This window comes from Pseudolysinimonas kribbensis, assembly GCF_030161895.1.
In the GTDB taxonomy this organism is placed as follows: Bacteria; Actinomycetota; Actinomycetes; order Actinomycetales; family Microbacteriaceae; genus Pseudolysinimonas; species Pseudolysinimonas kribbensis.
In genome coordinates, this window is sequence record NZ_BSVB01000001.1 from 189,619 (window position 1) to 214,158 (window position 24,540).

Consider the following 24,540-nt stretch of genomic DNA (forward strand, 5'->3'; position numbering starts at 1 on the left):
AGCCTGGCCCGATGTCGCCGCTGATCGTCGCGCTCATCGTGGCCGCCGTCGCCTCCGCGTTCTGCTGGATCGCGTCGCTCGTCACGAAGGACACCTCGTGGGTCGACCGGATCTGGTCGATCATCCCCGTCGTCTACGTCTGGGTCTTCGCGATCGCGGCCGGCCTGCGCGACCCGCGCCTGGACGTCATGGCGGTGCTCGTGCTGCTGTGGGGTGCGCGGCTCACCTTCAACTTCGCACGCAAGGGCGGCTACGCCGGCATCGGCGGCGACCACGAGGACTACCGGTGGGCGGTGCTGCGCGGCCGGATGTCGCCGGCGCAGTTCCAGGTGTTCAACCTGCTGTTCATCGTGATCTTCCAGAACGCGGTGCTGTTCCTCATCGCCTCCCCGGCGTGGACCGCCTTCGCCCACCGCACGCCGTTCGGCGTGCTCGACGTCGTGCTCGCGGTGCTCTTCATCGGCTTCCTCGTCGGCGAGACCGTCGCCGATCAGCAGCAGTGGTCGTTCCAGCGGTGGAAGCGCGGCGAGGCGGCGGCCGGCCGGGAGCCGTCGCCGCGCTTCCGGCAGACGGGGCTGTTCCGCGTCTCGCGGCATCCCAACTTCTTCTTCGAGAACGCGCAGTGGTGGGTCGTCGCGGCGTTCGGCATCGTCGCCGCCCGAGGGCTCGACTGGACCTGCCTGGGGATCGTGCTGCTGCTGGCGATCTTCATCGGGTCGACGCGGTTCACCGAGGCGATCACCAGGTCCAAGTACCCCGAATACGCCGAGTACCAGCGGCGCACCTCGCCCGTCATCCCCTGGTTCCCGCGGCGTCGTTCCCCGTCCGCGTAAGGCGAGAAGCCGACGCGCACGACCTGTCTACCCCAATGCGGGGCTACATTTCAGAACTTGAGTTGACCACCCTTTTGTCCCCCGATAGATTGATGCCGAACAAGGTCGCCGGAGATCACGTCGTCGGCTGATCCCCTCGTGGAAGCACCCGGGCCCGTCCCCCGACGGACTCGTCCTTTTGCGTTCCTGTCCCCGCGACGGCTCCGCCGTCACCTGTCCCCCGCAGGTGAACAGTGCACATCTCCACCGTTCCTGTTCCGTTTTCGGAGCCGGCCACGTGACCGCCGCCACGCCCTCCTGGGCCGAGCTCGAGGCGCGCTTCGACCTCCCTGTGCGCAGCGGTACCGCGAGCACGACCCCTGGTCGCCGAGCGATGCGCCGCTACGCCGGCGCGCTCATGCTGACCGACTGCGGCGTCGTCCTGGCGTCGCTCGGCCTCGCGACGATCGTGCGGTTCGGCACCGATGACGCCGCCCTCGAGGTCAGTGGCCTCCGGGTGAACTACTGGATCGTGGTCGGCCTGATCGCGGTGTCCTGGATCGCCGGGCTCGCCGCGATCCGTACGCGCGACATCCGGGTCATCGGCTCCGAACCGACCGAGTACCGGCGCGTCACCAACGCGACCGCCGTCTCCTTCGGACTCGACGCGATCACCCTGCTCGTCATCGGGGCGGACATCTCGCGCGTTCTGTTCCTGGTGGCCTTCCCGGTCGGACTCGCGGGGCTCCTCCTGTCGCGTCGCCTCTGGCGCGCCTGGCTCATCTCCCGCCGCCGCCGCGGTCGCAACACCCTCGCCACGCTCGTCGTGGGACCACGGCACGACGTCAAGCGGGTCCTGATCACGCTGGCCGGCCTGCACGGCGGGCCCTACGAAACGGTCGGGGTCATGCTCGAAGGCGAGGACGAGACCCAGGAGGTGCGCGCCGGCCAGCGGAGCTTCCCGGTGCTCGGGAAGGCGACGTCGTCCGCGGTAGCCGCCGAGGCACGTGCGCGCGGGATCGACGCGGTCATCGTCGCAGGGCAGCCCCACGGACGGACCTTCCTGCGCGACCTCGGATGGAGCCTCGAGCGCACCGATGCGGAGATGCTCATCGCATCGCGGCTGCTCAACGTAGCGGGTCCGCGGATCCACATCCGGCCCGTGGAGAACCTGCCGCTCATGCACGTGGAGCTGCCGAGCTACGAGGGCGGCAAGCACCTTTGAAGAGAGCGTTCGACATCGCCGCGTCGGCGCTCGCCCTCGCCCTCTACGCTCCGGCGATGCTGGTGATCGCGGTCGCGATCAAGGTCTCGGACGGCGGCCCGGTGTTCTTCCACCAGGCCCGCGTCGGTCGCAACGGTTCCCTCTTCTCCATGATCAAGTTCCGCTCGATGGTGCCGGATGCGGAGACGGCGCTCGCGGCGCTCGCCGACGGCAACGACGGCAACGGGGTGCTGTTCAAGCTGCGCGACGATCCTCGCGTCACCCGAGTCGGACGCGTGTTGCGCAAGTACTCGCTCGACGAGCTCCCGCAGCTGCTCAACGTCCTCGTCGGCGAGATGAGCCTCGTCGGGCCGCGGCCGCCGCTCATCGATGAGGTCAACAAGTACGAGGTGCACGTCCTGCGCCGCCTCTACATCAAGCCGGGCCTGACCGGGATGTGGCAGATCAGCGGGCGCTCGGATCTGACCTGGGAGGAGAGCGTGCGTCTCGATCTCTACTACGTCGAGAACTGGTCGCTCACGGGCGATCTCCTGATCCTCTGGCGAACCGTCAAGGTGCTGCTGCGACCCGTGGGGGCGTACTGACCGTGACGCAGGACGTGCTCGAACACCCCCGCAGCCTGCGGGCGACGCTCGCCAGAATGGGCGCGGCGCAGAAGCCCAGCCGTGGCGCGCCGCCGTACTCCGTCTGGATCAACCGACGCGCCGGGCGACTCATCGCCGCTGCCGCCTACCTGGCGCGTCTCACCCCGAACGCGCTGACCGGCATCAGCGCGCTCCTGACGTTCTCGGGCCTCGCCCTGATGGCGCTCGTGCCCCCGTCTGGTGGCTCGGACCCGCGGTGGCCGCCCTCCTGGCCGCCGGGTACGCCTTCGACTCCGCTGACGGCCAGCTCGCGCGACTGCGCGGCGGTGGAGCCTGCGGGGCGAGTGGCTGGACCACATGGTGGACGTGACCAAGACCTGCCTGGTGCACATCGCGGTCCTCATCTCCTTCTTCCGCTTCGGTCATCCCGGCAGCGACCTGTTCCTGCTGGTGCCGCTCGGGTATCTGACCGTCTCGGTGGTCTTCTTCTTCGGGATCATGCTGACCGACCAGCTGCGGCGCTCCCGGCCGGTGCCCGTGAGCGCGCCCGCGGGCCGTGGGGTGCTGCAGACGCTCGTCGCCCTGCCCGCGGACTACGGCATCCTGTGCATCGCCTTCCTCCTGGCCGGCTGGCGACCGGGCTTCGTGGTGATCTACTGCGTGCTCTTCGCGGCGCACGGGCTCGTGCTGCTGGCGGGGATCGCGAAGTGGTACCGCGATCTGCGTCGACTGGACCGAGCCGCCGCATCATGAACGGGGTCGTGGGCACGCTGCGGATCCTCGTCGATGCCTACTGGTGGCTCTCCGGCCCACCCTCCGGACGCAACGTGGTCATCGGGATGGTCACGGGCTGGGCTCGTACCTTCCCGGATGATGCCCTGACCCTGCTCGTGCGGCCCGACGAGGCCGACCGCATCGCGAGAGACCTGGAGCGCCGCGGCATCGCGGCGACGGTGCGTCCCGTGTCGCGGCTCGCGCGCATCCACGCCGTCGCGGCGCGTCGCGCAGGCAGGGCCGCGGTCGATCACGACGCGGTGATCACACAGAACTTCGCCACGCGGACCGGCACCGCCGTCAGCGCGGTGCTCGTTCACGACGCGATGTACGTCGACCATCCCGAGTGGTTCACCCTCCCGGAACGCGCGTACCTGCGCCTGCTTCGACCGAGCCTGCGCGCCGCTCACCTCATCTTCACGACATCGAGCGCGGAGACCGCCCGGATCGGCCGGGTCTGGCCGGAGACGCGGGACCGGCTCCGGCGCGTGGGGCTCGACGTCCCGATCGATCTGGTGGCGCTCGAACCGCGACGTCCGGACGCCATCGCACCCGGGGAGGAGTTCATCCTCACGGTCGGCCGGCTGAACGTCCGCAAGAACCTGCGTCGGCTCATCGACGCCTATCTCGGCGAGGACGAGGTGAACTCTCGGCACCGTCTCGTGGTCGTCGGGGCGCCCGACGGCGCCTCGGAGGTGCTTCCGGGCGCCGCGGGCGGTCGGGTGCGCTTCCTGCGGGACGTGGACGACGCCGAGCTCCGATGGCTGTACGCGCATGCCCGGCTGTTCGTGCTTCCCTCGCTCGACGAGGGATTCGGGCTGCCGCTGCTCGAGGCCCGCGCCGCCGGGACCCCGGCCATCGCGAGCGATCTCCCGGTATTCCGTGAGCAGGAGGCGGAGGGCTGGTTCGATCCTCGCTCGACGACGGACATCGCGCGTGCTCTGCGGAACGCCCTGGCGCACGAGCCCCGCCGCCGGACGCCCGACCCGGATCGACCAGGGTCGGCGTCGACGCCGTGGGCATCGACGGTCGAGCGCATGCGCGGTGCGGTCACCGGCATCCGGCACGAGGAGCGCGCGCATGTCGCGCCTGCGTGACCGGATCGACGCGCGCTACCGGGCGACGCGTGGATTCGACGCCGGATTCGACCCGGACGTGATGGACCGCGAGGTGCTCGCCTTCGTCATGCGCAAGGCGTTCGAGCGCCTCCGGGGAGTTCTGCGGGGCATGCCGCGGACCTTCGTCGGGTCCCGTGTGGCACTGCGGAACCGGCACCGGCTGCGACTGGGGCGGAACACGTCGCTCGGGTCGGGGGTGCTGATCGACGCCCTCTCCCGCGACGGGGTGATCATCGAGGACGATGCGACCATCGACCGGGGCGCCGTGCTGCGGAGCACCGGAGCCATCCGGCACCTCGGGGTCGGGATCCGGATCGGCCGACGTGCGGCGGTCGGTGCATCCGACTTCATCCACGGCGGCGGCGGTGTCGACATCGGGCGGGACGTGCTGCTCGGACCGTTCGTGCAGGTCTTCTCGGAGAACCACGTCTTCGACGACCCGCGTCGTCCGATCATCGAGCAGAGCGAGATCCGCGCGTCCGTGACGATCGCGGACGACGTGTGGGTGGGGGCCGGGGCGATCATCCTCGCCGGCGTGACGATCGGTGAGGGCGCCGTCGTCGCGGCCGGCTCGGTGGTGCGCTCGGACGTGCCCTCGCGTGCCATCGTGGCCGGCGTCCCGGCCCGCGTGGTCGGAACCCGTGGGGCCGCGCTCAGCGCGGAATGAGCTCGTCGACCAGGAGCCGGGTCGAGCGGATGTGTTCGCGGGTGGAGGCGCCGAAGACGATGGACTCGATGTGGGGCTGCTCCGCGATCCATTCGATCGCCTCGCGCGGCGGGATTGCCCCCGACGCGAAGGCGGACATCGCCACCGCCCGGAAGCGCCTCGTCTCGAGCGCCCGCTGATAGCCCTCGAGCCCGCCCGACATGCGGAAGCCGATCTTGTTGATGTTCGCGCACACGATCGGATTCTCCAGACCCGCGGCATCGAGGGAGTCGAGCAGCATCGGCAGGTTCATCGTGATGAAGCCCGGCTCCGCGTCATAGCGCCGGCGCACATGGCGGGCGAAGATCGTGAACGCCTCGGTGAAACCCAACCCGAGCAGCATGTCGACGACGACGTTCTGGAGCCAGATCACGGGCGTCCGCAGGCCGCTGAACATGCGCATCTCGGCGTCCACGAGCAGGGTGATGATCCCCTCGACGTCCTTGCGGGCCAGTGAGCGACCGCCGCGCACGGCCGCGTTGATGAGGCCCTCCTCGGGCAGGAAGCGGCGTACCGCCCCCAGCATCCCGTTCTCCGTGACGGCGTCGGCGTACTTGTGCGCGTACGGCATGCCGGGGAAGAAGGTGAACCGGTCGTACCGGCCGGGATCGGCGCGGACCCGGTCGGCGACGGCGGCGATCCGGTCGTGCGTCGTGCACATGAACGTGGTGATGCCCTCGTCGTACGCCGCGTCGAGGACATCCATGACCGCATCGATGTGCTGGAACCGCATCGCCTGCGAACGCGCCTTCTCCTCCGACATGTGGTTCACGCCGAAGAACTGGTTGTCGCCGAAGAGGAGGCGGTCCATCCGGTAGTCGCTCACGCGCGCTGCCTCCTCGATCCCCGGCGGGTCGCATCAGGCGCGGCCGCGGCCTCATCCCGTGTCGAGGGTCCCTTCGCGGCATCCAGGGTGAGCAGCTCGAGCGCCCGATCGGTGAGCGCCGCGCTGTCGAAGGTGTTGGTCCCGGCCGTATCGCCGCGGGCGACACGCTGCACGAAGTGGTCCAGCTGGGCGCTGTACTCCTCTCCGCGAAGGTAGAACCAGACCGGATCGGTGAGCTCCGTCGTGTATTTGACGGTCCATCCGCGCTCATACCCCGGGAGCTCCGGTGCCGTGTCGCGCCGATAGAGCTGGACCTCCTGGCGGTCGGCGTGGATGCGGCCCGCCGTCCCCGAGATCGTGATCATCGTCGTCATCTTGCGATAGGACTCATCCGACCAGTTGACCGACAGCTGCGCGTGCGATCCGTCCGGGTAGTAGAGAGTGCTGTAGACCTCGTCCTCGGTGTCCGCCGAGAAGACGGAGCCGAGCACCGTGCCGCCGACGGCGTTCGGAGCGCCCGCGTACCAGGTCAGCAGATCGAGCGGATGCGCCGCGTAATCGTAGAGCGCGCCACCGCCCTCCTCGCGGCGACTGCGCCACGTGGAGCCCTTGGCGCGCAGCACGACGGGTCCGTACGCCTCCGCCGCAAGGTGGGTGACTCTCCCGATCGCGCCGGCGTCGAGCAGGCGCTTGACCTCGCGGAACGCGCCGACGAAACGATTGTGATAGCCGACCTGGGTGACGAGGCCGCGCTGCCGCGCCAGCCCGGCGAGTCCGGCGGAGTCGGCGGCACTCATGCACAGCGGCTTCTCGCAGAACACGCCGAGCCCGTGCTCGAGGGCCTGCCGCACCATGGGAGCGTGCAGCCGCGTCGGCGTCGCGATGATGAGCGCGTCGAGCTCGACCTTCGCGAGAGCGGCGTCGACGTCTCGGAAGGTCGGCAGGCCTGTGTACTTCTCCAGCACGTCGAGGACATAGCCGGTCGTGTCGACGACGGCACCCACGCGGACGTCGGGATGCGCCTGGATCATCGCCAGGTGCGACATCCCCATCTTGCCGAGGCCCACGACGCCCACGCTGATCATGCGTTCTCCCTGGGTAGGCGCCGGTCGCCCGGTGGCAGCTGTGAGGCCAGGAGATCCTCATATTGCCCGGCGACGTGCTCCCATGTGAACTCCTCGGCGTGCCGGCGGCGCGCGGAGGCCGCGAGCGCGGCCCGTCCGTCCGGGTCGCCGAGGAACGATGTGATTCGCTCGTCGGCATCGTCGGCGTCCCGGAAGTAGAGGGCCGCGTCGCCCGCGACCCAGCGGTTGTAGACGTTGTCGTGCGCGATCACCGGATTGCCGGCGGCGAGGGCCTCGACCAGCGACGGATTGGTGCCCCCCACCGTGTGGCCGTGCAGATAACCGACCGAGTGGAATCGCAGTGCCGCCACCTCCGCGGGGGCGTACACCGAGCCCAGGAAGACCACCTCGTCGCTCGCCGCATCGACGACCGCGCGATGATACGCGTCCGACTGCGGGAGATAGTCGCCGAGGATCGCCAGACGCAGACCACGAGGCCGGGCGGAGAACGCCCGCACGAGCTCGAGGATCGAGTTCTCGGGAATGGGGCGGCAGATCAGGGTCAGGTACTCCCCGGCTCCAGCCCACGCCGACGCACGGGCTCGGCCGACGCCGTCACCACCTGGTCGGCGCCGTAGGTGATGGTGACGAGCTTGGACCTCGTGGCCTTGCGTTCCAGGTGCCGCTCGATCTCGGGGTGGTCGGCGATCAGGCGGTCCCCCACCCAGCACGCGATGCGTTCATTGACGTAGAGGATCGCCTGCTTCATGAACCCCCAGCGGGCGCGCGACCACTCGATGCCGTCCATGTTGATGACGTTGCGCAACCCGCGACGGCGCTGCGAGATGTTGAAGACGGCCGTGTTGTACCCGAAGGTGAGAGTCAGATCGCGGTGCCGGACCGCGTGCCGGATGGACCTCCAGTCGAATGCCGACGTGCCGAGCCACCCGTCGCGCGGGACCGGGATGGTCACCAGCTCGATGCCCTGCCATTCGTCCTGGACGACGGGGCCGCGACCCCGCGCCTGGCAGTAGACGACGACGCGCCAGCCGTGCGCCACCAGGTGACGGGCGACGTTCTCCGCGGCCGTCTCGAAGCCGCCGTAGGCCGCGGGGACACCATGGGTTCCGAGGATCCGCACCGTCGGGCGCCCGTCCCGTGAGGGGTGCACCGGGGAAGCGGACAAGGGTCTCCTCGAGTCGGCGTGGATCCAACGCGGGACGCTCCCCCTGACGGCGAACCCGCTTTCGAGGGTAATGCAGAGGTGCCGATGACGACCCGCGCCGCCCCCCACTCTGGGGGTGCGGGCACCGCGCCCCCACAATGGACGCATGAACCCGCCCGTGTCGTTCGTCACCGTCGTCTTCGGGGCCGAGCTCGGGCTGCTCGAGTTGCAGGCGCGCTCCTTGGCGCGTCATCTCGCCGACTCGGCCCTGTCGGAGGTCGTCGTCATCGACAACGACTGGCGGCCGCTGTCACGACGGGCGCTCGCGCGGTTGAGAGCCGCGTACGGCCCCCTCGCCGATCGCCTGCGGGTCGTTCGGACCGGTGAGATCGCGTCGAGCATGCCGCCGACCATCGGCTGGCGCAGCCAGCAGATCGCCAAGCTCCTCATCGCGCGAACGATCTCGACGCCGCATTACGTCCTGCTGGATGCGAAGAACCACCTCATCCGCGATGCCGTCCTGGAGGACTTCGTGGCCCCGGACGGCCGCGCACGCGGAGCGACGCATCCATACACGGCGCACCCGCTCCGACCCCAGCTGGATCGTGCCCTGCGGTACGCGGGAGGTACGGATGCCGCGATCGAGGCGGCCCACGACGACTTCCTCCCGACGGCGACGCCGTTCGTCATGCGCACCGAGATCGTCCGGGCGATGATCGACGACATCGAGAGGGCATCCGGCACACCCTTCGCGGAGGAGTTCGAGCGCCAGGAGCTGACCGAGTTCTTCCTGTACGGCGCGTGGCTGACGGTGCGGGGCCTGGGCGTCGAGGCGGTGTACGACGGGGTCCCCCTGCCCTCCCCCACGGTCTGGCCGCGTCAGCGCCACGGCGTAGAGGGGGTGGACTCCACCATCTCCGAGGCGGAGGCCGTCGATTCGGCGTTCTTCGCCGTGCACCGGACAGCGCTCGCGCGAGGCGACCGGAGAGCGCGCGCGCGGATCGCCGCCTTCTGGTCGATGCGCGAGGTCTTCGCGGACGAGCGTGCAGCGCGGCGCTTCATCGCCGCCTTCCGCCGGCGCTACTTTCCCGCGATGCTCGCGAAGAAGCTCCACGAGCGGCTCGAGCGGCGTGGGGTGCGCGGTTAGCTCTCGGCCTCGACGGCCGTCGGCGTCCGGTAGTAGTAGCGCGAACGCGACGCCCGGGGCGTCTTCACGTTGTTGAGGATCAGACCGACGACGCGGGCTCCCGCCGCCTCCAGCTGATGGACGGTCTGAGCCGCTTGCGACTGGCGCGTCCGCCGCGCGTCGATCACGATGACGACCCCGTCGACGATGGGAGCCAGGAGAGCCGCGTCGGCGACGCTGAGGACCGGCGGCGAGTCGATGATCACGAGCTCGTATGCCGCCAGACCCTCGTCGAGCAGACGGCGCATCGCCCCGGACGTGAGGACGTCCGCCGGATTGGGCGGAATGGGACCGGACGGCAGCACGTCGAGATCCGAGTCCGCCCAGCCGAGCTTCGCCCGCTCGAACGGGAGCTCGCCCAGCAGCACGTTGGTCAAGCCGACGCTGCCCTCGACGCCGAGATAGTCGCCGACCCGAGGACGCCGCAGGTCGGCATCGACGATGACGACCGACGAGACCCCCGACATGGCATACGCGAGGTTGGCCGCCACGGTCGTCTTGCCGTCGCCGGGAAGGGCGGAGGTGACGAGCAGACTGCGAAGCGGATGCGAGAGCGATGCGTAGGCGAGCGATGACCGGACCCTGCGGGCGTCCTCCGCCGTCTGCCCGAGTGGATCGCGTTCGACGGGAAGGCCCCGCCCCTTCCGCGGAGCGCGTGAGATCGTGCCGAGGACGGGACGGTCGAGGATGCGGGTGAGGGTGTCGACCGAGCGGATCCGGGTGTCCAGTGCCGTCACGGCGATGGCGATGAGGACACCGAGGAGGAGGCCGATCAGAAGGCCGATCGCGCTGTCCCGTGTCTTGTTCGGCAGCGCCTGGACCCGGGGCACGACGGCACGGTCGATGACCTCGGCCTTGACCGTCGGCGTCGCGTCGGCGCCGGTGGGCGCGATCTCACGGACGACGTCCACCAGGCTCGTCGTGACCGCGTTCGCCACCCGTGCCGCCATCCGCGGGTCGGGCGACGCGGCCTGCACCTCCAGCACCACGGTGCTCTGCGGGATCGAGATCTGCAGAGTGCGGGCGAGGAGCCTCGGCGTCGTGTCAAGCCCGAGATCGTCGATCACGGGCTGCAGGACCCGGGAGGAGGTGGCGAGCTGCGCGAACGACAGCATCTGGTTCTGCGTGTACGTCGAGCCCTGGTTCAGGTCGATCGCATCGCCGCCCTGATTGAGGGTGAAGTAGAGCGAAGCCGTCGACTGGAAGATCGGGGTGGCCGACGCGGACACCCCGAACGCGACCCCGGCGCCCGCGATGCCGAGTGCCACGACGAGCCACCACAGCCTGCGCAGCGCACCGACGACGCGCATCGCCGTCCACGCCGACGTATCGGGGTTCACAGCCGCCCCTTCCGTAGGACTCTGCACCCCGGGGAGTGACTGGAGCGGGGTCGACGACAGGGCGATGGTACAGTACCCGCGTCCTGCTCTAGTCCAGCAACCCGCACGGAGCCGCCCTTCTGTGAGCGCCCTGTTCTCCACGGCGGCCCGGGTGCTGACCATGTGCGTCTCGCTCGTGTGCGGGGTCCTCTCAGCGCGCCTCGTCATCGGCGAGGCCGGTGTCGGGCCGTATGCCCTGCTCTCCCTGCTGGTCGCGCTTCCCAGCCTGATCTCCTTCTCCGATCTCGGTGCCGGTGCCGTCGTCGTCAACGCGGCGGCGACCTCGCCCGACATCCGCTCCGACGCGCGGCTGACGGGGCTCGTGACCACCGTCGTCCGGGTCACATTGCTGTTCGCCGGCACGGTGGCACTCGTGGACCTCGCCCTCTTCGTGACCGGCGGATGGCATCTCGTGCTCGGCAGTGCGGCGGCCGTCCCGGGGGCGGAGACAGCCGCGTTCGTGTGCGTCCTGATCTTCTGCGTCTCGATCTCGATGGGCGTGTGGCAACGGATCCTGCTGGGACTGGGGCGTAACCCGATCGTGATCCTGCTCCAGGGCATGATCTCGCCGCTGTCGCTGCTCATCGTGTGGCTGCTGCTCGATGCAGGAACGTCCTCGGTGCGAGCGTTCCTGGCGCTCGGGACCTTCCTCGCGACCCTCGTAGTCGCCCTCTGCGGCGTCGTGGTCGCCGATCGGTTCAGCAACCCGCTTCTGCGGACCGCAGCCCGTCGGGTCCTGTGGCGCCGCCGCTATCCCGGTGCCCGGGTCATGGACGTCGGCTGGCCGATGTTCGCGCAGCTGCTCGCCGCACCGCTCTCGCTCGCCCTGCCGCGCTACATCCTCGCGCAGACCGCGTCGCATCAGGAGCTCGCCCAGTACGCGCTGGCCGGTCAGGTCTTCTTCGCCGTCCAGGCCCTGATCGGCGCGGCAGGGGTGACGCTCTGGCCCGCCTTCGCGCGCGCACGAGCGGCCGGTGGCGTGACGCGCGGCGGTCCGTTCCTGCTGTCCGGGCTGTTCGCCGTGGCCGCCGCGGCGGTGACCGCCATCATGGTCGTCATCGGGCCCTGGTTCTTCTCGATCGTGTCGAAGGACGAGGTCACAGTAGGCATTCCGATCGTCCTCGCCTTCGGAGCGATGACCGTGGTGCAAGCCGCGCTGTATCCGCTCGGCATGTTCATCATGGACAAGCCCGGGATCCGGTTCCAGGTGGCCCCCGCGCTTCTCGCGGCCGCGTCGACCGTCGTCCTGTCGGTGTTCGCGGCACCGGCCTGGGGCGTGGTCGGCCCGCTGTTGTCGAACGCAGTGTCGGTGCTGATCATTCAGGTCATCCCGTTCGCCGTCTACATCCGGCGGAACCGTGTCCGCCTCTACGGCCCCGCCCGGCCGGTCACGATCGAGGCGACCCAGGAGCAAGCGCGAGGGGATGCACCCGGAAGCGACTGACGCCACCCTGCTCTCCGGACGGATCGCGGCTGTGGATCAACGACACCGCGAGGCCTCCGACGAACCACAGGAACATGCCGTACTGGGTGATCAGCGCGACGCTGAACAGGGCCGGGATCTGCGCGACGAGGCCGATCGACGCCGCGGTGGCGCGATGCGGGATGAGGATCGAGACGATGCCCGCTCCGAGGAGCAGGACGAGCACCAGGGCCGGCACGATGCCGAACCGGAGCGCGATGAGCAGCAGCGCATTGTCGATGGTGGCGGCGAACGATCCGAGGTACGTGCCGTTCGCCGTCACCGACGACCAGTCATCGGACGACCCGAACGGCTTGAGCTGCGGAAGCAACTGGAGGAGGTCGACCCGGTAGTCGGCGCTTCCGCCGGCCTCCGCGCCGGCGTCCAGGAAGACGTCGCTGATGAGCGGGACCACGACGAGTGCCGCGACCACGGCGATGATGAGGACGGCGATCCGGGTCGAGGTCCGCAGGCGATGCAGGAGGACCACGCAGAGAGCGATGGTGATCACCTCGGTGATCAGTCCGATCCGGCTGAACGTCACGACCGTCGCCGCGCCGATGATGACGAGCATCAGGATGTGCGTGCGCGTGCGCCAGGCCGCGGCCAGGACGAACGCCGTCGACAGGGCGAGCGACGCGCCGAGGGCGATGGAGTGACCGAATGCGCCCTCCGCGCGAAGCAGGCCGCCTCGGTACTGGAGAGGCGCCCAGACCGAGTAGGACGGGCCGAGAGCCGGCAGCTGGACGAACAGATTGCGGCCGGTCGCGAACTCGAGCAGAGCCAGGACCGCGGCGAACGTCGCACAGACCGCGATCGCCTTGAAGACGAAGCCGGATGAAACACGGCTCGCGACGATGCGCCCCCAGACATACGGCACCACCCACTCCACGACCGCGGTGACGATCGCCGAGAGCGACACCTGACCGACGGCGAACAGGATCGCGCCCAGCCCCGCGAATCCGGCGATGGCCAGGTCCGGCAGCGCGAACCGCATGCGTGTGACATTGGCGGCGATCCCGGCGAGGGTCACCATGCTGATCGCGGCGAAGAACGAGCCGACCTGGGCTCCGATCCACACGGGCACGAAGAACAGGACGAGGCACCACACCACGAACGCGGCACGCGGCACGACGCGGAACAGGAGGATCGCGCTCGCGAACGCGAGCACGCCCAGGAGCGCGAGGCCCGCCACCCCGAGCGCCGAGTCCCCCACGTCTCCTCCTCGCCGGATGGGATCGGCGCCGCAGCGCCGATCCCCGCCAGGCTAGCTCGCGGTGACGCGGTAGGTGTCGAAGGTGATCGTGCCGGTGCTGGTCGCCGAGCCCGAACGGTTGCCGTGCAGACCCACATAGCCCGCACCCTGCAACGCCGCCGTCGAGTCCGTCACCGTCAGCTGCGCATTCGCCGGCTCCGCCGCACCGACCCGCCACAGCTTCGCCGTGATCGTCGTCGGGCTCACCCCGGTCACCGTCACCTTCAGGTTGAACGAATCACCCGCAGCCCGCGTGATCCCCGCCACCTGCGCCGACTGCAGCACCGTCCCGCCACGCTGCGCCACCAACCACACCGTGCCGTCCTTGTTCAGCCACACCCGCGTCGTGTAGTTGTCATCAGCGCCGGCCATCTGCCGCGCCACCACACCCGCATACGCACTGCCCGTCGACGGCGCCGCATCCAACGAGAACACCACCGTCGAGGTCGTGTCCCGCGCCACCACCGACTTCAACATCATGCTCCGCGTCTGCCCAGCCGGCAGAGCAAGCACACCCGCCCCACCCGACACCGAGGTCACCGACGCCGAACCCGACACCACCGTGTACGCGCCACCCACATCCGCCGAACCCCAGCCCGACGACACCGAACGAGCGAAATCATCCTGCGCCGCGAAGTCCGACGGGGTGCTGCGGCGACCGCGACCGTCGTGGTCCTGGTCGCCGTCGCTCCGCCGTTGTCGGTCACCGTGAGCGTCACGGGGTACGACCCCGCGGCCGCATACGTGTGGGTGGCCGTCTTGCCGGACCCGGCCGCCGTCCCATCACCCCAGTTCCACGCGTAGCCCACGATCGACCCGTCGCTGTCGGTCGAGGCCGACGCGTCCGTCGAGACGGTCAGGGCGGACGTGCTCGAGACGAAGGACGCCGTCGGGACCGCATTGGCCGGCGGCGGGGTGCCGTCTCCCGCGGTGACGCGGTAGGTGTCGAAGGTGATCGTGCCGGTGCTGGTCGCCGAGCCCGAACGGTTGCCGTGCAGACCCACATAGCCCGCACCCTGCAACGCCGCCGTCGAGTCCGTCACCGTCAGCTGCGCATTCGCCGGCTCCGCCGCACCGACCCGCCACAGCTTCGCCGTGATCGTCGTCGGGCTCACCCCGGTCACCGTCACCTTCAGGTTGAACGAATCACCCGCAGCCCGCGTGATCCCCGCCACCTGCGCCGACTGCAGCACCGTCCCGCCACGCTGCGCCACCAACCACACCGTGCCGTCCTTGTTCAGCCACACCCGCGTCGTGTAGTTGTCATCAGCGCCGGCCATCTGCCGCGCCACCACACCCGCATACGCACTGCCCGTCGACGGCGCCGCATCCAACGAGAACACCACCGTCGAGGTCGTGTCCCGCGCCACCACCGACTTCAACATCATGCTCCGCGTCTGCCCAGCCGGCAGAGCAAGCACACCCGCCCCACCCGACACCGAGGTCACCGACGCCGAACCCGACACCACCGTGTACGCGCCACCCACATCCGCCGAACCCCAGCCCGACGACACCGAACGAGCGAAATCATCCTGCGCCGCGAACGTGATGGTGGACAGTGTCACCGTCGCCGCCTTCGTCGCCGTGCTGTTCAGACTGTCCGTCACGGTCAGGGTGATGGTGTGGTCGCCCGGAGCGGTGTAGGTGTGGGTGGCCGTCTTGCCGGACCCGGCCGCCGTCCCATCACCCCAGTTCCACGCGTAACTCAGGCTCGCGCCGTCTGCCGCGGTCGAGGCCGAGGCATCCACCGCGACATCCAGCCCGGTGGGCGTCGTCGTGAAGGATGCGGTGGGCGCGCCGTGCACGACCGTGACCGTGCCGGTCGTCGTGCCGGTCGAACTGTCGTTGTCCGTCACGGTCAGGGTGACCGTGTAGCCGCCCGCGGCCGCGTAGGCGTGGCTCGCCGTCTTACCCGATCCGACCGCCGTGCCGTCACCCCAGTCCCAACTGTAGGAGGTGAGCGTGCCGTCGCTGTCGGTGGACGCCGAGGCATCGACGGAGGCGGTCAGCCCCGACACCGACGATGTGAACGACGCGGTCGGCGCCACGTTGGGTGCCGTCACCGTGACCGACTTGCTCGCGACCGCCGTCCGACCGCTGCTGTCGGTCACGGTCAGCGTGACCGGGTACGTGCCGGCCGCCGCGTACGTGTGCGTCGCCATGACGCCGCTGCCGGCCGCGGTTCCGTCACCCCAGTCCCAGGCGTAGCCCGTCAGGGTACGGCCCGCCGGAGCTGCCGACTGCGACCCGTCGACCGCGATCGCGAGGTCGGTCGGAGTCGCCGTGAACCCGGCGGTCGGCGACGCGATGCCCGCCGCCAGGTCGTACTGCGCGGAGACAGCCGACGCAGGGAGTGTCGTGCCGTAGACCGCCACCTCGTCGACCTGGCCCGAGAAATAGGTGCTCGAAGGCTGGTTCGGCCATCCGCCCAGGTTGTCGCCGCCGACCCGCCAGTAGCCGTTGTAGCTCTGCGCGGTCTTGGCCGTGGGGTCGCTCGCCACCAGGGCTCCGTCGACGTAGAGACGGAGGCCGTCCGTCGGTGAGAGGGTGCCGACCAGCTGGTGCCACGCGCCGTCGTTGAGAGCTGTCGGGCTCGTGAGCGTGCGGGTCGACCCGTCGTAGATGCCGAACGTCACTCGGCCGTTGTTGAGCATGTAGAGGTGCCGGTCGTAGTTCGACGAATTGCCGGTCGCCGAACTGCCGTAGCCGATGATCTTGCCGCCCGTCCGGGTCGTGGTCTTGATCCACGTCTCGACCGAGAAGGTGGTCGTGCTCGACGGGACGGTGGCGGGAGTGCGCACCGTGCCCGTGCTGGAGCCGCTCAGCCGGGATGCCGGGTCGCCGGCGTCGGAGCTGACGGCACCCGGCGTCGTGGTCGTGACGCCGGATCCCACGACGGCGTCTGCACCGCCGGCCCAGTTGCTCGCGTCACCGCCGAGGCGCCAGTAGACGATCGCGCCGTCGTCGAGCACGCGGTCGGCGTACGCCGAGGGGTGCCGGAGGCCACGGTCACGGGCATCCACGCGCTCGCCTCGCTGTTACCGTCGCCGTCGGTGGCCACGACCCGGTACTGCTGGGAGGAGCCCGGCGTGAGACCGGTGTCCTTCAACTGCACGTTCGGGGTGTTCCACCACGTCGAGTCGGCGACTGTGCTGGCCACGGGCGCGGCGGTGCCTTCCCGGTAGAGGGCGTAGGTCTCATGCAGATCGTCGCGATCCCAGTTGGCCGGGATGCTGACCCGCACCGTGCCCGCGGATTTCGAGGTGGCCGTTCCCGTCCAGGACGGCGCGGCCAGACGCGGACCCATCTTCGCGCCCCCGCCGGATGGATCGCGAAGCGCACGAGGCCCTGGAACTGGCGGTTGTTCACCGAGCCGAATTCCCCGCCCACCGAGATGTACTGCGTGTTGCCGGTGATCGACAGGCCGGCCTGACCCAGTCCGCTCGCGGTGCCCACCGTGAAGTCCGGGTACCAGGCGTACGGCGACGGCGACGGGGTCCCGCTCCAGTCCTGGTAGATGCTGCTGACACTCGGCGAGCGGGTCAGGATGCCGCCCACGGATGTCGTGAAGGCCTGGATGTAGCGGTAGGTGCGGGTGGGCTGCTCCGGGGCGAGACCCACGGTGTCGCACTGGTGGGTGTGGCTCGTCGTGTAGACGACGGACCCCGTCGAGTAGACGCCGTACTCGTCGCCGTGGCAGTCGGCGACCCAGCGGATGTCGCCCGACCCTGCTTCGGCCGAGAACACCCCCTCGAGATTGCCGGTCGCGACGTTGGCGGTGACCCACCCGGTGCCGTAGACGGCGCCCGAGTCGGCGGTCAGTCCGAAGATTCCCGCTTGACCGGCGTTCGGGCCGGAGCTGGCCCCGTTGATGACGGTGGCGGGAGCCGCCCACGGGAGGATCGAGCCGTCCGTGAGGTCGAGCGCGGCCAGGCCGCGCTGCGCGACGCCGTTCACGCCGCCGAACCGGCCGCCGATGATGAGCTTGGTGTTGGTCGGGTCCATGACCATGGCGTCGGTCTGCAGGTCCGTCGTCGGCGCCCAGCCGAGGAGGGCGCCGTTCGCGGTCGAGAAGGCCGCCAGGTTCTGGCGCGCGACCCCGTTGGCCTGGGTGAACAGACCGCCCACGTACAGCGTGTTGGCGGTCGCCACCATGGCATACACGCCCGAGCCGCCGACGGACGGGTTGAATCCGGCGACCAGCTGACCGGTCGTCGCATCGACGGCGGCGACCGTGTAGCGCGTCTGGCCGTTGACCTGGTTGAACGACCCGCCGAGGTAGATCCGGCTGCCGTCGGGCGACGCGGCGATCGACTTGACCACGCCGTTCACGGCGGGCGCCCAGGCGGTCAGGTTTCCGGTGGTGATGTCGTACGCGAGGACGTTGCTCCGCGGCGTCAGCGTGCCGGAGCCCGGAGCGGCTCCGGCCTGCCGGGCGTTCGAGAAACTGCCGGCCGCGTACACGGTGCTGCCGATCATGGTCTGCGCCCAGACGTAGCCCGAGTCGATCTGCACGGTGGGGAGGGCGTCCGCCGTGACGAGGTTGCCGTCGCGCTGCTGGATGTTGGCCGGAGACGGGAGCGGGTCGGCATGCGCCGACTGCACCGAAAGGACGGTGAGGCCGACGGCCGTGAGTGCGGCCACGGCCGTGACCGCGAGGATCCGCGTCGTTGCTGCTGAGATGGCGTTCATCGTGGCTCCGATGCTCATGACACGGTTTCGGTGAATTGGGCGACCGGCGTTCCGGCAGCGTGACTGACCGTCACGGTGACCTGACGGCCCTGGGGATGGGACAGCATGAAGACGTAGGAACCGGTCGCCGTGGCGCCCGGTGCGACCACGCCGTGAAAGGGCACGCCCTTGCCGGCGGTCGTCGCCACGGCGAAGGTCCCGTCCGAGGCGACGACGTTCACGTACGCCGAGTCGACGCTGGCGGTCGCGGTGCCCGCGTTGTCGACCTCCACCTTGACGACGACGGCGGCTCCGTCGATCTCGCCCGGCGTCTTCGCCGTGACCTTGATGGCGGTGACGCTCGCGATGCGGATCGAGACCCCGCCGCCGACCTTCGCGGCGGCACCCGCCCGCGCGCCCACCGTCGGCTCCGGCGTCGGCGATGCCACCTGCTGGTCGACGGTGCCGCCGCTCGGAGCGGGGACCGGCTTCTTGACGCTATGGGTCGGCAGGGTGGTCGCCGGCTGGGGTGTCGCGGGGACGCACGCGGTCAGGGCCGTGGCAGCGACGACGAAGGACAGCAGGAGGAGCGACGGCCGTGGGAGACGCGCGCGGAATGCCGCTCGGAGCGCGGCTGCGGTCCGGGGGTGGACGGAACCAACTCGGTTTCGCACGCGGGGGGACGTGTTCACGGGAATCCTGTGTATCGGGGGGTATAACAGGACGGCGGCGATGCGGGTCGGGGGACACACTCGCTGCGCACATACTAGTGAATGGACTTCGGCGTCGCGCCCCCTTCCGGGGGACCCCGGTTGTCCCCCGCAGCCCATCGCGGACCGCCCGCAGCGCCGGCGCGATGGTGCGGCGGGGCGAGCGGAACTGCCGCCGGCCTCCTTGGAGCAGGACGAGAAGCGCCATGCGTGGCGCGCCCCGTCGCCATCGACGGATCGACACCCGGTCGAGGTGCTTGCGCGCGAAGATCAGGCGGTTCCGGATGTTGAAGTAGTAGTAGATCGGCGACTTGGCCCCCACCGGGCCGCCGCTCGCGTGGGTCGCCCCCTCGTCGTGCACGGCGGTCAGACCCTCGTCGACACGGACCACTCCCCCGGCCGCCCACACGCGCCAACAGAGGTCGACGTCCTCCCAGTACAGGAAGTAGTCATGGTCGAAGCCGCCGGAGGCATCCCAGAGTCGCGAGGAGATCGCGAAGCACGCCCCGCTGACCCACCGCACCACGTCCGCCTCGGGGATGAACGCCGGACGCACCCGGGACGCCCGCATCCGGCCGTCCGCGAGGTAGAGGTCCTGGAGCTCGGCGAAGCTCGTCCCGTCGGGTCGCACGACGAGGGGCGCCACCAGTTCCATCGGCTTCTCGCGCACCCGGGCGAGGAGCTTCACGACGGCAGCAGGGTCCAGGTGCGCGTCCGGATTCAGGATCAGGAACTCCGTGGCGCCCGCGGCCCTCGCGGCCGCGACGCCGAGAGCGACGCCCGCGCCGAAGCCGACGTTGATCGGCGATGGCACGACGACCCAGCCGTGCCGGCGCCCGACGTCGCTCATCGCCTCGCTCTCGGCCTCCGAGGTCCGGTTGTCGACGACGACGCCGAGAACATCCGGCAGCCCGGTCAGGGTCGATGACAGGTTGCGTTCGACCAGATCGTGCGATCCGTAGTTGACCACCACGACGGCACGACGCCCCGCGGCTTCTGCGCCGGTGGACTCGGGCACTACTCTTGACCGCTCGGCGCCGTCGGTGCCGGGCGCCGTTCGACCGCCGGGAGAGGCTCCGTGAGACCCTTGCGCATCCTCCAATCGTTTCCGCCTCCTCGGCCCACGACCAATCCCTACATCATCATGCTGGATCGGGCGCTGGCCGCCACCGAGGGAATCGAGCACCATCGCTTCGGATGGCGCCGCGCCCTCGCGGGTCGATACGACGCGATCCACTTCCATTGGCCCGAGACCCTCTTCAACGCGCGCAGCCCGCTGCGGCGCCTGGCGAAGAGGTGGCTGTTCGTCGCGCTGATCCTCCGGCTGCGCGTGTCCCGGACGGCGGTCGTCCGCACGGTGCACAACCTCCAGCCGCCGACCGGGCTGACCCCTCTGCAGCGTTGGCTGCTCTCCGCGGTCGATCTCCGGACCGACCTCCGGATCCTCATCGGCGAGACGACCGAGCTGCCGCCCGGGCTGCCCACGGTCACGATCCTGCATGGCGACTACCGGCCGTGGTTCGCGGGGATCACCCGTCGCTCGCCGATCCCCGGGCGCCTCGCCTTCGTCGGGCTGATCCGCCGCTACAAGGGCGTGGAGACGTTGATCACGTCCTTCCGGGGACTGCGGGGCGATGGGGTGAGCCTCGCCGTGTCGGGGAACCCGACCTCGGACGAGCTCGCCGACGAGATCCGCGGGCTCGCGGCGGAGGATCCGCGCGTCGTGCTCCGCCTCGAGTTCCTCGACGACGCCGACTTCGTCGCCGCGATGACCGAGGGCAGCCTGGTCGCGCTGCCGTACCGGTTCATGCACAACTCGGGCAGCGTTCTCGCCGCACTCTCGCTCGACCGTCCCGTCCTCGTTCCGCGCAACGATGCCAACGAGGCACTGGCGACGGAGGTCGGTCCGGGATGGATCAGCATGTACGACGGCGAGCTCGACACCGCTGCGCTCGACGCCGCCCTCGACGAGGTCTCCCGACCGCGCGCGCCGCACCCCGACCTGTCGCGTCGGGGATGGGAGCGGACCGGAGAGCGGCATGCGCAGGCGTACGCTCGCGCGGTCCGCCTGCGACGCGGGGGCGCGAGCGCGGTCCCCGATGCGGACGGGGAGCCGTCGACACCATGACCCGTCGCCTGACGGTCGCGATCGCCACCTACCGGCGGCCCGAGCGGCTCGCCCGCGCGATCGGCGAGGTCGCCGACGCCCTCGGCGAGCTCGCCGACGTCGACGGCGAGATCCTCGTCGTCGACAACGACCCCGACGGATCGGCGGCCCCGGTCGCCCGCGCGGTGCGCTATGTCCTCGAGCCGGAGCCCGGTCTGAGCGCCGCGCGCAACCGCGCTCTCGACGAAGCCGCGGGGGCCGATCTCCTCGTGTTCATCGACGACGACGAACGGCCGACGCCGGGATGGCTCCCCGCGCTGCTCCGGGTCCTCGACGAATGCGGCGCCGATGCCGTGGCCGGGAGGGTGGTGACCGCCCTGCCCACCCCGATCGATCCCTGGCTGACCGCGGTCGGCGCCTTCGTGCGCCCCACCCGGATCGATCGGCAGGTGATGCCGCAGGCCGCGACCAACAACCTGCTGCTGCGCATGGCGGCCGTCCGCGCCAGCGGCGTGCGGTTCGATCCCCGCTTCGGGACCACGGGGGGCGAGGACAGCCTCTTCACGCTGCAGTTCTCCCGATCGGGGTACGTCATCCGCTGGGCGCAGGACGCCGTCGTCGTCGAGGATGTGCTGCCGCAACGCGTCGATCGCCACTGGATCCTGATGCGTGCCTACCGCAACGGCACGACGTCGGCGCGACTCGCGGCGGTCCTCGCCACCGGTCGCGCCGGTCGCATCCGGGCGCGCGCCGCGTCCATCGCCGGAGGCCTGTTGCGCGTGGCGGCGGGCGGTGCGCGCTGGCTCCTGGGAGTCCTCTTCCGCTCGCTGCGTTGGCGGTCGACGGGCACGCGCGCGATGTACCGCGGTGCCGGGTTCGTGGCGGGAGCCCTGGGTCGGGGTTACGAAGAGTACGCGCGTCGCTGAGTGCAGGTCACACCGGGGCTGTCGACACCAGCAGACGGGCGACGGACTCCGCCACCTCGTGCACCTGCCGGATGGTCAGGGCATGCTCGCGCCGCCCGCGTGTGTGCCCATCCGCGATGCTCAGCGGGTCGCGGATCGGCAGGAAGGGCAACCGGCGCTCCCGGGGCGGGGTGCCGGCGCCGCGACGGGCGTCGAGGTGCCGGGCGAACGCGGCGACCGCCTCCTCTCCCGAGAGGGACGGGTCCCGCCGGAAGTCCCCGCCGAGCCACAGCGCCTCTCGCAGCGTGAAGATCCTCGATCGGGCCTCGGGCGACAGCGTCGCGACCGCGGCACGATTGGAGCGCGATGCGGTGAGGACGATCCTCGCCTGCTCGATGCGGGCGGTCCGGGTGCGCAGTGAGAGGTGCTCGGCGTCGAACTGGGCCCACGCCGGGTCGGCCCCGTCATGCCGCGCGACCAGCTCGCAGATGCGACCTCGGGGCACGGCGCGCAGTCCGGCGCTTCCGACCCGCACCGAGTCGAACGCCGAGGAGCCGCGCAGGATCCGCTCCATGACGAATTCCGCGTGCGGCGACCGGCAGACGTTGGCGGTGCAGACGATCAGCACGGTGGCGTGTGCGAGCCTGGTCAGCGCTCCTCCTCGGGGGCGGGGGGCATGATCCGGGCGAGCCTAGCGCACGGTTCGGCGACGAGATAGAGTTCGCACTCGAGGGGCCCTCACGGCCCCACCTCGACGCGTCCCCCGCTCGCCGACGAAAGACTGCCCGATGACTCGTATCGGCTACGCCGCAGGAGCATTCGACCTGTTCCACATCGGCCACCTCAACATCCTCCGCCACGCGAGGAGCGCGTGCGATCGCCTCATCGCCGGCGTGGTCTCCGACGAGATGCTCGAGCGCACCAAGGGCGTCACGCCGATCGTCCCGCTGGCGGAGCGCCTGGAGATCGTGCGGGGTATCCGCTACGTCGACGACGCCGTCGTCGAGTCCGTTCCGGAGAAGATGGATGTCTGGCGCGAGCTGCGTTTCGACGTCTTCTTCAAGGGCGACGACTGGCGCGGCACGGAGAAGGGCCTGCGCCTGGAACGGCAGTTCGCCGAGGTGGGCGTCGAGGTCGTCTACTTCCCCTACACGGTGAGCACGTCGAGCACGGCCCTGCGGCGCGCCCTGACCGCGCTCGAAGGCGAGGAGCGCACCTCCGGCTCGCTCCCGGTCTGAGGCGCTTGCTAGCATGACGGCCGAGCGTCACGACCGTCCACGCGTTCGATCGAGAGTGGGCACCGCATGTCCCGAGGCGACGTCCTCGTGGTCGGGGCGGGTCTGTACGGACTGACCGTCGCCGAACGTCTGGCCGAGCGCGGCTTGCACGTCGACATCGTCGAGCGCCGATCGCACATCGGGGGCAACGCATACAGCGAGCGCGATCCCGGGACCGGCATCGAGATCCACCGCTACGGAGCGCATCTGTTCCACACCTCGAACGAGCGTGTGTGGGACTACGTCCGCCGCTTCACCGGGTTCACCGACTATGTGCACCGGGTGTACACGACGCACCGCGGCGAGGTCTTCCCCTGCCCATCAACCTCGGAACGATCAACCAGTTCTTCCGGAGCTCCTTCGGTCCCGCCCAGGCACGGGAGTTGATCGCGTCCCAGACCGGCGATGCGAGTGCCGACCCGGAGTCCCTGGATGCCAAAGGCATCTCGCTCATCGGCCGTCCGCTCTACGACGCCTTCATCCGCGGATACACCGCCAAGCAGTGGCAGACCGACCCGCGGGAGCTGCCGGCGTCGATCATCTCGCGCCTCCCGGTGCGGTACACCTACGACAACCGCTACTTCAACGACACGCACGAGGGCCTGCCGGTCGACGGATACACCCCTGGTTCGAACGGATGGCGGACCATCCGCGCATCGACGTCCATCTCGGCGTCGACTTCCTCGACCCCGGATCTCCCTTCTCCCGGGATGCCGCCCTCGGCCGGATCCCGGTGTTCTACAGCGGTCCCGTGGACAGGTATTTCGGGTACGACGACGGCCGCCTGTCGTGGCGCACCCTCGACTTCGAGGTGGAGACGCTCGACACGGACGACTTCCAAGGCACCTCGGTGATGAATTACGCCGACGCCGATGTGCCGTTCACCCGCATCATCGAGTTCCGCCACTTCCATCCCGAGCGCGAGCACGCGGGAGGGCGGACCGTCATCGCCCGCGAGTTCTCGCGCTGGGCCGAGCCGATCGACGAGCCGTATTATCCGGTCGCCGGGAACGGCGACCGCGAGGTCCTGCAGCGATACCGGCAACGGGTCGCCGAGCTGCCGGATGTCGTGTTCGGCGGCCGGCTCGGGAGCTACCAGTACCTCGACATGCACATGGCGATCGCCTCCGCCCTGGTCGCGGCATCAACCTTTCTCGAAGGCGACCGATGACCCAGCACCGGCGCGTGGTCTTCTTCCTGGACTCGGGACTCGACCCGGACGACTACGCCGATCGCTGGCGCCGCGGCCTGGTGCCCGATCGACTGCCCTACGGGATCGAGCACGCGCCGGAGGGCTGGACGTTCGAGATCGCG

At 70.1% G+C, this 24,540-nt stretch carries 23 protein-coding genes and 1 pseudogene; 12 read left to right on the forward strand and 12 right to left on the reverse strand.

What is annotated here, in order from left to right; all coding sequences use genetic code 11:
• The first annotated feature begins 11 nt into the window (after window positions 1-11).
• From QQK35_RS01065 to QQK35_RS01090, 6 genes are all read left to right on the forward strand, one after another.
• Window positions 12-833, forward strand: coding sequence for a DUF1295 domain-containing protein (locus QQK35_RS01065; protein ID WP_284252203.1), 822 nt, complete (start codon window positions 12-14; stop codon window positions 831-833).
• A 277-nt stretch (window positions 834-1,110) separates the two neighbouring features.
• Window positions 1,111-2,037 (forward strand): Rossmann-fold NAD(P)-binding domain-containing protein, encoded by a 927-nt coding sequence (locus QQK35_RS01070; RefSeq protein WP_284252204.1) that lies wholly within the window; start codon window positions 1,111-1,113, stop codon window positions 2,035-2,037.
• Entirely contained in the window at window positions 2,034-2,621 is a 588-nt protein-coding gene (locus QQK35_RS01075) for a sugar transferase (protein WP_284252206.1), read from the forward strand. The genes QQK35_RS01070 and QQK35_RS01075 overlap by 4 nt, the downstream gene beginning before the upstream one ends.
• A gap of 366 nt (window positions 2,622-2,987) precedes the next feature.
• Complete coding sequence (locus QQK35_RS01080; protein ID WP_284252208.1) at window positions 2,988-3,374, forward strand: hypothetical protein; 387 nt, start codon at window positions 2,988-2,990, stop codon at window positions 3,372-3,374.
• Entirely contained in the window at window positions 3,371-4,492 is a 1,122-nt protein-coding gene (locus QQK35_RS01085) for a glycosyltransferase family 4 protein (protein WP_284252209.1), read from the forward strand. Before QQK35_RS01080 ends, QQK35_RS01085 begins: the two co-directional genes overlap by 4 nt.
• Entirely contained in the window at window positions 4,476-5,180 is a 705-nt protein-coding gene (locus tag QQK35_RS01090) for an acyltransferase (protein ID WP_284252210.1), read from the forward strand. Before QQK35_RS01085 ends, QQK35_RS01090 begins: the two co-directional genes overlap by 17 nt.
• Here QQK35_RS01090 and QQK35_RS01095 read toward each other — a convergent pair.
• Genes QQK35_RS01095 through QQK35_RS01110 form a run of 4 tightly spaced genes read right to left on the reverse strand, consistent with a single transcriptional unit; the run spans window position 5,167 to window position 8,280 of the window.
• Window positions 5,167-6,045, reverse strand: a complete 879-nt coding sequence (locus tag QQK35_RS01095) for a hypothetical protein (protein WP_284252211.1) — start codon at window positions 6,043-6,045, stop codon at window positions 5,167-5,169. The genes QQK35_RS01090 and QQK35_RS01095 overlap by 14 nt on opposite strands.
• Window positions 6,042-7,130 carry a Gfo/Idh/MocA family protein gene (locus QQK35_RS01100; RefSeq protein WP_284252212.1) on the reverse strand — a complete coding sequence of 363 codons (1,089 nt, stop codon included), beginning with the start codon at window positions 7,128-7,130 and terminating at the stop codon, window positions 6,042-6,044. Before QQK35_RS01100 ends, QQK35_RS01095 begins: the two co-directional genes overlap by 4 nt.
• Window positions 7,127-7,627, reverse strand: coding sequence for a glycosyltransferase family protein (locus QQK35_RS01105; protein WP_284252213.1), 501 nt, complete (start codon window positions 7,625-7,627; stop codon window positions 7,127-7,129). Before QQK35_RS01105 ends, QQK35_RS01100 begins: the two co-directional genes overlap by 4 nt.
• Before the next feature lie 44 nt (window positions 7,628-7,671).
• Window positions 7,672-8,280, reverse strand: a complete 609-nt coding sequence (locus QQK35_RS01110) for a DUF1972 domain-containing protein (protein ID WP_284252214.1) — start codon at window positions 8,278-8,280, stop codon at window positions 7,672-7,674.
• 160 nt (window positions 8,281-8,440) lie between these two features.
• Here QQK35_RS01110 and QQK35_RS01115 point away from each other — a divergent pair, with 160 nt between their 5' ends.
• Complete coding sequence (locus tag QQK35_RS01115) at window positions 8,441-9,421, forward strand: DUF6492 family protein (RefSeq protein WP_284252215.1); 981 nt, start codon at window positions 8,441-8,443, stop codon at window positions 9,419-9,421.
• On the opposite strand, the gene QQK35_RS01120 is transcribed toward QQK35_RS01115, so the two are convergent.
• Entirely contained in the window at window positions 9,418-10,800 is a 1,383-nt protein-coding gene (locus QQK35_RS01120; RefSeq protein WP_284252216.1) for a tyrosine-protein kinase domain-containing protein, read from the reverse strand. The genes QQK35_RS01115 and QQK35_RS01120 overlap by 4 nt on opposite strands.
• 121 nt (window positions 10,801-10,921) lie before the next feature.
• Here QQK35_RS01120 and QQK35_RS01125 point away from each other — a divergent pair, with 121 nt between their 5' ends.
• Complete coding sequence (locus tag QQK35_RS01125; RefSeq protein ID WP_284252217.1) at window positions 10,922-12,283, forward strand: polysaccharide biosynthesis protein; 1,362 nt, start codon at window positions 10,922-10,924, stop codon at window positions 12,281-12,283.
• Here QQK35_RS01125 and QQK35_RS01130 read toward each other — a convergent pair.
• The 6 genes from QQK35_RS01130 to QQK35_RS01155 all read right to left on the reverse strand — a co-directional run bounded on the left by QQK35_RS01130 (window position 12,228) and on the right by QQK35_RS01155 (window position 19,955).
• A complete protein-coding gene (locus QQK35_RS01130; protein WP_284252218.1) occupies window positions 12,228-13,517 on the reverse strand; it encodes a hypothetical protein in 1,290 nt (429 codons plus the stop codon). The genes QQK35_RS01125 and QQK35_RS01130 overlap by 56 nt on opposite strands.
• A 51-nt stretch (window positions 13,518-13,568) precedes the next feature.
• Window positions 13,569-14,036 carry a hypothetical protein gene (locus QQK35_RS01135; protein ID WP_284252219.1) on the reverse strand — a complete coding sequence of 156 codons (468 nt, stop codon included), beginning with the start codon at window positions 14,034-14,036 and terminating at the stop codon, window positions 13,569-13,571.
• A gap of 56 nt (window positions 14,037-14,092) precedes the next feature.
• Entirely contained in the window at window positions 14,093-16,579 is a 2,487-nt protein-coding gene (locus tag QQK35_RS01140; protein ID WP_284252221.1) for a PKD domain-containing protein, read from the reverse strand.
• Between the two features lie 82 nt (window positions 16,580-16,661).
• Complete coding sequence (locus QQK35_RS01145) at window positions 16,662-18,266, reverse strand: hypothetical protein (RefSeq protein ID WP_284252222.1); 1,605 nt, start codon at window positions 18,264-18,266, stop codon at window positions 16,662-16,664.
• Window positions 18,263-18,676 (reverse strand): hypothetical protein, encoded by a 414-nt coding sequence (locus tag QQK35_RS01150; RefSeq protein ID WP_284252223.1) that lies wholly within the window; start codon window positions 18,674-18,676, stop codon window positions 18,263-18,265. Before QQK35_RS01150 ends, QQK35_RS01145 begins: the two co-directional genes overlap by 4 nt.
• Before the next feature lie 49 nt (window positions 18,677-18,725).
• Window positions 18,726-19,955, reverse strand: a complete 1,230-nt coding sequence (locus QQK35_RS01155) for a glycosyltransferase (RefSeq protein ID WP_284252227.1) — start codon at window positions 19,953-19,955, stop codon at window positions 18,726-18,728.
• Window positions 19,956-20,081: 126 nt separating this feature from the next.
• Here QQK35_RS01155 and QQK35_RS01160 point away from each other — a divergent pair, with 126 nt between their 5' ends.
• Together QQK35_RS01160 and QQK35_RS01165 are read left to right on the forward strand one after the other, a co-directional pair.
• On the forward strand, window positions 20,082-21,065 hold the full coding sequence (locus QQK35_RS01160) for a glycosyltransferase family protein (protein WP_284252229.1): 984 nt from the start codon (window positions 20,082-20,084) through the stop codon (window positions 21,063-21,065).
• On the forward strand, window positions 21,062-21,970 hold the full coding sequence (locus tag QQK35_RS01165) for a glycosyltransferase family 2 protein (RefSeq protein ID WP_284252231.1): 909 nt from the start codon (window positions 21,062-21,064) through the stop codon (window positions 21,968-21,970). Before QQK35_RS01160 ends, QQK35_RS01165 begins: the two co-directional genes overlap by 4 nt.
• 7 nt (window positions 21,971-21,977) lie before the next feature.
• Here the strand turns inward: QQK35_RS01165 and QQK35_RS01170 are convergent, their stop codons facing one another.
• Complete coding sequence (locus QQK35_RS01170) at window positions 21,978-22,577, reverse strand: arsenate reductase/protein-tyrosine-phosphatase family protein (RefSeq protein WP_284252233.1); 600 nt, start codon at window positions 22,575-22,577, stop codon at window positions 21,978-21,980.
• Window positions 22,578-22,737: 160 nt separating this feature from the next.
• Between QQK35_RS01170 and QQK35_RS01175 the strand changes: the two genes are divergently transcribed.
• Both QQK35_RS01175 and glf read left to right on the forward strand, forming a co-directional pair.
• On the forward strand, window positions 22,738-23,187 hold the full coding sequence (locus QQK35_RS01175) for an FAD synthase family protein (protein WP_284252235.1): 450 nt from the start codon (window positions 22,738-22,740) through the stop codon (window positions 23,185-23,187).
• Between the two features lie 66 nt (window positions 23,188-23,253).
• Window positions 23,254-24,397 (forward strand): annotated as a pseudogene (gene glf / locus QQK35_RS01180) (UDP-galactopyranose mutase).
• Window positions 24,398-24,540: the final 143 nt, after the last annotated feature.

Bases quoted from the DNA above. Each gene is read 5' to 3' on its own strand.
- QQK35_RS01065 (WP_284252203.1), top strand. From the start codon at position 12: ATGTCGCCGCTGATCGTCGCGCTCATCGTGGCCGCCGTCGCCTCCGCG.
- QQK35_RS01160 (WP_284252229.1), top strand. From the start codon at position 20,082: ATGCTGGATCGGGCGCTGGCCGCCACCGAGGGAATCGAGCACCATCGC.
- QQK35_RS01135 (WP_284252219.1), bottom strand. From the start codon at position 14,036: ATGATGTTGAAGTCGGTGGTGGCGCGGGACACGACCTCGACGGTGGTG.
- QQK35_RS01145 (WP_284252222.1), bottom strand. From the start codon at position 18,266: ATGAGCATCGGAGCCACGATGAACGCCATCTCAGCAGCAACGACGCGG.
- QQK35_RS01165 (WP_284252231.1), top strand. From the start codon at position 21,062: ATGACCCGTCGCCTGACGGTCGCGATCGCCACCTACCGGCGGCCCGAG.
- QQK35_RS01175 (WP_284252235.1), top strand. From the start codon at position 22,738: ATGACTCGTATCGGCTACGCCGCAGGAGCATTCGACCTGTTCCACATC.
- QQK35_RS01100 (WP_284252212.1), bottom strand. From the start codon at position 7,130: ATGATCAGCGTGGGCGTCGTGGGCCTCGGCAAGATGGGGATGTCGCAC.
- QQK35_RS01085 (WP_284252209.1), top strand. From the start codon at position 3,371: ATGAACGGGGTCGTGGGCACGCTGCGGATCCTCGTCGATGCCTACTGG.
- QQK35_RS01090 (WP_284252210.1), top strand. From the start codon at position 4,476: ATGTCGCGCCTGCGTGACCGGATCGACGCGCGCTACCGGGCGACGCGT.
- QQK35_RS01115 (WP_284252215.1), top strand. From the start codon at position 8,441: ATGAACCCGCCCGTGTCGTTCGTCACCGTCGTCTTCGGGGCCGAGCTC.